Raw genomic sequence first — 230 nt, 5'->3', positions numbered from 1 at the left:
ACCCTGACCAACGCCTTCGCCACCGGCCGGATCGCCCACGCCTTCATGCTGACCGGGGTGCGGGGCGTCGGCAAGACGACCACCGCCCGTCTATTGGCGCGCGCCCTGAACAACGAGACCGACGTCATCGACAAGCCGTCGCTGACCCTGACCGCCCACGGCCGGCACGACGCCGCCATCATGGCCGGCCAGCACATGGACGTGATGGAGATGGACGCGGCGTCCCACAC

Annotated in this window: 1 protein-coding gene; it reads left to right on the top strand. The window is 69.6% G+C overall.

All coding sequences use genetic code 11. The features are described 5' to 3' along the window. Window positions 1-230 (top strand): AAA family ATPase (locus tag ACZ6JE_RS15780; RefSeq protein WP_464319564.1); only part of this gene is annotated, 230 nt, incomplete at both ends.

This window comes from Frigoribacterium sp. AC759, assembly GCF_979256015.1.
The sequence above is the reverse complement of the archived record's forward strand: the minus strand, read 5'-3'. Positions and strand labels throughout refer to the sequence as shown.